This is a genomic window from Carboxydocella sp. ULO1, from assembly GCF_002049255.1.
Classification (GTDB): Bacteria; Bacillota.
Genome location: NZ_BDLQ01000021.1, coordinates 121,732 through 127,741, shown reverse-complemented (window position 1 = coordinate 127,741; position 6,010 = coordinate 121,732). Strand labels below are relative to the sequence as shown.

General features: G+C 46.6%; 5 protein-coding genes and 1 tRNA gene. 5 read left to right on the top strand and 1 reads right to left on the bottom strand.

Features of this window, described 5'->3' with window-relative positions; all coding sequences use genetic code 11:
- Nucleotides 1–392 precede the first annotated feature (392 nt).
- The 5 genes from cooS (at nucleotide 393) to ULO1_RS04715 (ending at nucleotide 5,884) form a co-directional block, all read left to right on the top strand.
- A complete protein-coding gene (cooS, locus tag ULO1_RS04735) occupies nucleotides 393–2,285 on the top strand; it encodes an anaerobic carbon-monoxide dehydrogenase catalytic subunit (RefSeq protein ID WP_079933059.1) in 1,893 nt (630 codons plus the stop codon).
- A 12-nt stretch (nucleotides 2,286–2,297) separates the two neighbouring features.
- Nucleotides 2,298–3,521 carry an NAD(P)/FAD-dependent oxidoreductase gene (locus ULO1_RS04730; protein ID WP_079907417.1) on the top strand — a complete coding sequence of 408 codons (1,224 nt, stop codon included), beginning with the start codon at nucleotides 2,298–2,300 and terminating at the stop codon, nucleotides 3,519–3,521.
- Nucleotides 3,522–3,550: 29 nt separating this feature from the next.
- Entirely contained in the window at nucleotides 3,551–4,168 is a 618-nt protein-coding gene (locus ULO1_RS04725) for a hypothetical protein (RefSeq protein WP_079907418.1), read from the top strand.
- Between the two features lie 24 nt (nucleotides 4,169–4,192).
- Nucleotides 4,193–4,540, top strand: a complete 348-nt coding sequence (locus ULO1_RS04720) for an ASCH domain-containing protein (protein ID WP_078666163.1) — start codon at nucleotides 4,193–4,195, stop codon at nucleotides 4,538–4,540.
- Nucleotides 4,541–4,657: 117 nt separating this feature from the next.
- Nucleotides 4,658–5,884 (top strand): MFS transporter, encoded by a 1,227-nt coding sequence (locus ULO1_RS04715; protein WP_079933058.1) that lies wholly within the window; start codon nucleotides 4,658–4,660, stop codon nucleotides 5,882–5,884.
- 38 nt (nucleotides 5,885–5,922) lie between these two features.
- On the opposite strand, the gene ULO1_RS04710 is transcribed toward ULO1_RS04715, so the two are convergent.
- Nucleotides 5,923–6,010 (bottom strand) — tRNA-Leu (locus tag ULO1_RS04710).

Below are 6,010 nucleotides of genomic sequence, written 5' to 3'. Positions count from 1 at the left end.
GGATGACCCGTGGGGTCAGGGCCTGCTTGAGGCGGCTGGAGGAGAGGCTTCCTGTGCATAACGGGCTTGCCCAGAGTGAGCAGGAGGCGTATAACTCCGTCTGGTCTGACATGAAGTTATTGGCCCTGTCCGTACGGTGACCCCGTTTAGCCGGTGTCGGAGAAACCGGTAGGCGTCCTAACAGGACGCGGGAGGCGGAGTTATACTCCCACCGGGAGGTCAGCAAAAACCGGTGCAGTACTCCTGTCCGGGTGGAACTCCCGGGCCGAGGTCCCCTGTCGCCCTGCCCCGCGGGGGCAAATCAAGTATTCGGAAAGGAGGCGAAAGCCTGGTCTGGGGGCCGACTTGGCTGGAGATAAAAACAGTCAAGTTTTTTGAACCAGGCTACAGATATGGAGAAATTTACAATAGATACCGGGGCGGAGCAAGTATTGCAAAACTGGCAGGGTCCTGTAGAACATGTCTGGCAGAGGTACCAGGAACAGGAACCCCAGTGTGGCTTCGGCAGTCTAGGCTTGTGCTGCCGTCACTGCGGCCAGGGCCCTTGCCGGATTAATCCTTTTGGGAAACCAGACAAAGGAATCTGTGGAGCAGATGGCAATATTATGGTTGCCAGGAACTTGCTCAGACAGGTTACTGCCGGGGCAGCAGCTCATGTGGATCATGCCTATGAAACCCTGGAAGTTTTAGAAAAGGCCTTATCTGAAGAAGGACCATACAAGATCACTGATGCTGAAAAGCTAAAAGGGCTGGCTCACAAACTGGGGATTGCTGTTGAAGGCAAAGATATAAAAGATATTGGCAAAGAATTAGTAGCCAAAGCCAGAGAAGATTTTCAACGTTTTGGCAGTGGAGAATTGAACTGGCTGGTTGCCCATGCTCCCAAAGAAAGGGTAGCTAAATGGCGGGAACTGGGGGTAATACCCAGAAATGCTGACCGGGAAATTCGCGAAGCCTTACATCAGACCACCATGGGCATGGACGCTTCCTGGCCAAATCTTTTGCTGGCTACTGTCAAGCTGGGTCTGGTGGATGGTTATGCAGGTTTAAAACTGGGTACTGATTTGCAGGATATACTATTTGGTACACCTCAGCCTGTCTTCAGTGAAGCTAACCTTGGTGTCCTGACTGAAGAAAACGTAAATATTGTTATACATGGACATATACCTTTACTTTCCGAGAAAATAGTAGAATGGGCCAGAAAGCTGACACCGGAAGCACAGAAAGCAGGGGCCAAAAGTATTCAAGTCAGCGGTATTTGCTGTACAGCCAATGAAATTTTGATGCGACATGGCATTCCCCTGGCAACTAATTTTCTGGCCCAGGAACTGGCAATAGCCACCGGACTCACTGATGCCATGATTGTGGATGTGCAATGTATTATGCCATCTCTGGCTTCCCTGGCCAGATGCTACCATACAGTCCTCATTACTACCAACCCCATCGTCAAAATGGATGGCGCAACCCACCTGGAATGGTCCTATCAGCAAGCTGATGAAATGGCCAGAAAAGCAGTAGAATTGGCTATTGCAGCTTATAGCAAGCGAGATCCTGCCAAAATCAATGCCACCCGAGAAAAGACTACCCTCATGGCTGGTTTCAGTGTAGAAACTATTATTTCAATCCTCAGCAAAATAGATGCTCAAGAACCCTTAAAGCCCCTGGTTCAGGAGATTAGCAATGGCGATATCCAGGGGGTAGTGGCAACTGTTGGTTGCAATAATGTCAAGATTACCCATGATTACCTGCACGTAAATTTAGTCAAAGAATTAATCAGCAAAGATGTACTGGTTGTGACAACGGGCTGTTCAGCTAATGCCCTGGCCAAAGCTGGTTTGCTCAATAGTGAAGCTACGGAAAAGTGGGCTGGGCCGGGCTTGAAGAAGATCCTGTCTCTCCTGGGTCAGGTAGCCGGTCTGGATAAACCCTTGCCGCCAGTCTGGCACATGGGCTCCTGTGTAGATAATTCCCGGATTGGTGATGTGCTGACAGCTCTGGCAGAATACCTGGGCGTGACTGTTCAGCAATTGCCTGTTGCCGCTTCGGCGCCGGAACATCAGCATGAAAAGGCCCTGGCTATCGGTACCTGGGCTGTAGCCATGGGATGTCTGGTTCACTTAGGAGTAATGCCTCCGATATTAGGGGGGCAGGAAGTCACTGCTTTCCTAACCAGTGGCGCAGAAGAGGTTCTCGGAGGCAAGTTTTTCGTAGAATCCGACCCTGTAAAAGCTGCAACGGTTATTTATGAACATATTCAGGCCAAACGCAAGGGACTGGGCTTATAGGAGGCAGTGACAATGGCCTGTTTACAGCGAGAGATCGTTATTATCGGCAACAGCATTGCCGGGATTACTGCTGCCCAGGAATTGAGGAGGCTTGTTCCCTGGCGGAAAATCACTATCTTGACTGCTGAGACAGAGGGCGGATTTTATAGTAAACCGCTATTAACCTACTTTCTGGCTCAGAAAATCCAGTCTGAACAAATCTATATTAAAACGGCTGCGGCCATAAAGGAACAGGGGATTGAACAAATTACCGATTATAAAGTACAGGCTATTGATGTTAACCGGCGACTGATAGTTGATAAACAAGGAAAGGAAATCCAGTATCAAAAGCTATTGATTGCCAGTGGGGCTGACCCTGTGGCTATTGACTTGCCTGGCGTCGAACTCAAAGGTGTTACCCCATTACGTACATTGGAACATCTACAAATCATCAAAGCTAGATTACAGCAAACCCAGAAATGCGCTATCATTGGCGGGGGATTGGTAGGCCTTAAAACTGCCTGGGCTTTGCGGGAACTGGACAAACAGGTAAGCATGATTATTTCCTCCAGTTATCCTTTTTCCCAGGGCCTGGATACAAGAGCAGGTGAAATCCTGGCAGCTCATTTGATTGAACACGGGATAGAGCTAATTTTCGGGGACAACCCGGTCGCCTTCACTGGCAGTCCAGAACAGGGCCTAACCGCTCTGCAGACGGCCAGGGGCAGAACATTGCCAGCAGGACTTGCGGTTATCGGTAAGGGAGTTAACCCCAATAGCGATTTCCTTGGCCGGGAAAAAGGCATACCGGTTAACCAATTTCAGGAAACAGAGTACGAAAATATCTATGCTGCCGGGGATGTGACCCTGGCCAAAGAAAAAGTTACCGGGAAACTGCGTAACCTGGCCCTTTGGCCGGTAGCAGCCCGACAGGGTTTAATTGCTGCCAGAAATATGGCCGGGTATAAAACAGCCTGGGATGATTATCAACCGGGCAATTCTGCTCATTTTGGCAGTTTGCGGCTGATTACCGGCGGACTTTCACCTTTGACTCCAGCTGAGGCTGAGGTGGAGGTTATAAAAGATAGGGGGAAAGAATACCAGAAGCTTGTTTTCCTTGAAGGAACCCTGGCCGGATTTATTTTGCTTGGAGCATCGGCCCGGATTGCCGGACCTCTTTCCTGGGGTCTAGGGAGTTGGAAAAAAGCGCAAGCACTGGACTGGTTCAGCAGGAAAAAAGCTGTTTTTGTCGAATAAAAAACAAAAAACAATTTGGAGCTGAGATTATGCAAATTCGCTCAAGGATTTTGGCCGGAATGATGTTGTTCCTGCTTCTAAGTGGTTGCGCTAAAGGTGGTACTATTTCCGGAAATGATCAGAACTGGTTAGCAGCTGATGCCAGAGAGGGATTGCGGGCTGCCTGGGAGAGGGATTATCGCCTCTTGAGCATTGTAACTGGCAATATCAACCGGTTACGCAGTTCTGACCAGCCCGCCTGGATTCTCGGAAAAGCTACGGGAGCACTGGAAGCTTTTATTTATACTGAGGAACAGGAATATCAACGTTTGGATGAAAACCGTAATATTAGCGTGGAGATAAAAAAAGAGCTGGTTACTCCCGGGCTTTTAACCCAGTTGTTGCAAACCAGAGCGGTACTAACCCACATTAAACAGGATATATTTGATCCCTGGAGCCAGAGCCTTCTGACCAATCAAGCCTTAACGGTAGAACAGGAAAAAGCAATTGAGCAAACAAAAGAATTATTGCAAAAACTTACTGATATATATGAAAAACTGGCAGATGAATGGGAAAAAATGAATGGTAACCAGAGACAGGAATTAGTACAGGAGTTAGGGCAGGTACAGGAGCAACTGCAAAAATTGAGTTATCCCCGCAAGGGTTAAGATTGGCAGAGGGAGGCGATAGTGGTGCGGGCGTTGAATTTCTATTCTTCCAATTACCATGGTCATCTGTTATGTCGCAAGAAGAATTGTACCATCAGACTGGGAGATAAGAGAGAGAAATATAGTGAAGGTGATATCGTTTGGATTACTGCCGGTAATCGCTTTGAACCCCGCAAAAAAGTTTTTACTGCTGTCCTGGACAGAGTAATTGTCAAAAAACTTTCAGAGTTAAATGAAGATGATTTAAAAGGAGAAAGTCCGGATATTCGTTCTCTGGATGATGTAATCAAGTATCTTTCTGAGATTTACAAACGTCCAGTAGAAAAGGATGAAACTGTTACAGTCATCTATTTTTCCGAAATTCTCGAGTAAGAGATAATTCCTCCGTGAAAAGGAGGAATTTTTTTCTTTGACATTTTATTCCTTCTATTATATAATAAATAATGGTTTTGTAAATCGTAATGTAATAACCGGGGAGATGCAGATTTTATGAATTTTACTGCTTTTTTATCTGAAAATCGTAATTTTCGGTTTTTATGGTTAAGTCAGCTGATATCAGCGCTGGGGGACTGGATCAGCTATGTCGCTTTAACTCTTTTTGTAATTGACAGGTATTCCAATTCCGTACAAGCCCTTGCCTGGATTACCCTTAGCAAGACCCTGGCCATTCTGTTTTTTGGGCCGCTTGGTGGGGCAATGGCTGATCAACACAACCGGAAAAAATTGATGGTCATTGCGGATTTATCCCGGTTTTTCCTTACTCTTTTGTTGCTTTTTTCCCCTCCCCTCTGGGCCTTAACATTGATAGTTTTTGCCTTAAATATTTTATCGTGCCTGTTTACCCCGGCCTATTATGCTATTATCCCTGAACTGGTTGAGGAAAAAAATCTGCTGGCTGCTAATAGCATTAATGGTGTTACGGCAAACAGTGTCTGGTTGCTGGGGACTTTAATTGGTGGTGTCATGGTTGCTGCTATCGGCTACCGATGGGCCTTTTTATTTGATGCTTTGAGTTTTCTTTTATCAGCACTTTTTCTGGCTTTCATTAACTATCGTTCGCAGAAAACGGCTCATTTTTCTTTGCTTATGCCTTTTCAGCAAACCTATCAGGGCCTGCGGGAAATAAAAAAATCACCACCGCACTTAATCATGTTTGCAGTGGTGTTTGGCTTTTTCCTGGCCGGTGGTTTTTATAATTTTGTCCAGCCCTTGATAATTCGCAAGGAACTGGGACTGGCTGAAGTTTACTACAGTTACGCTCTTGCCCTCACTGGCGGACTGATGATTTTAACCTCTTTTTTACTGGGGAAATATGGTCAGAGAGTTCCTAGACCATTACTGGTACAAATTAGTGTCCTGCTGGGCGGGATAGCATTTATACTGCTGGGCTGGCAGATCAACTGGGCAACTGTAGTGATTGCAGCTGCTCTGGTCGGAATATCCAATTCCTTTGGCGGTCTGGGCATGCGAACATTTATGCAGGAAATAACACCTAATGAGCTCAGGGGCAAAGTTTTTGGTTTGATCGAACCAATTATCAATAGCGCCATGGCAATTGCTGCGTTTGGTGGCATGGTAGTATTGAAGGGACTGGGCTATAACTGGCCGCTAAAATTAAGCGGGATCTTCCTGATTTTAGTCTTGTTTTTGGCGACCGCATTAAATAGATATAATAATTTACAATCTGATTTAAGTCAGCAAAATATCTCTGCATAAAAGAGAAACCCCTGCTTTTGCAGGGGTTTTTGACTTATTGGTGCCGAAGGCGAGACTCGAACTCGCACGTGGGGTAACCACGCCAGATTTTGAGTCTGGTGCGTCTGCCAGTTCCGCCACTTCGGC

Bases quoted from the DNA above. Each gene is read 5' to 3' on its own strand.
- ULO1_RS04730 (WP_079907417.1), top strand. From the start codon at position 2,298: ATGGCCTGTTTACAGCGAGAGATCGTTATTATCGGCAACAGCATTGCC.
- ULO1_RS04715 (WP_079933058.1), top strand. From the start codon at position 4,658: ATGAATTTTACTGCTTTTTTATCTGAAAATCGTAATTTTCGGTTTTTA.
- ULO1_RS04725 (WP_079907418.1), top strand. From the start codon at position 3,551: ATGCAAATTCGCTCAAGGATTTTGGCCGGAATGATGTTGTTCCTGCTT.
- cooS (WP_079933059.1), top strand. From the start codon at position 393: ATGGAGAAATTTACAATAGATACCGGGGCGGAGCAAGTATTGCAAAAC.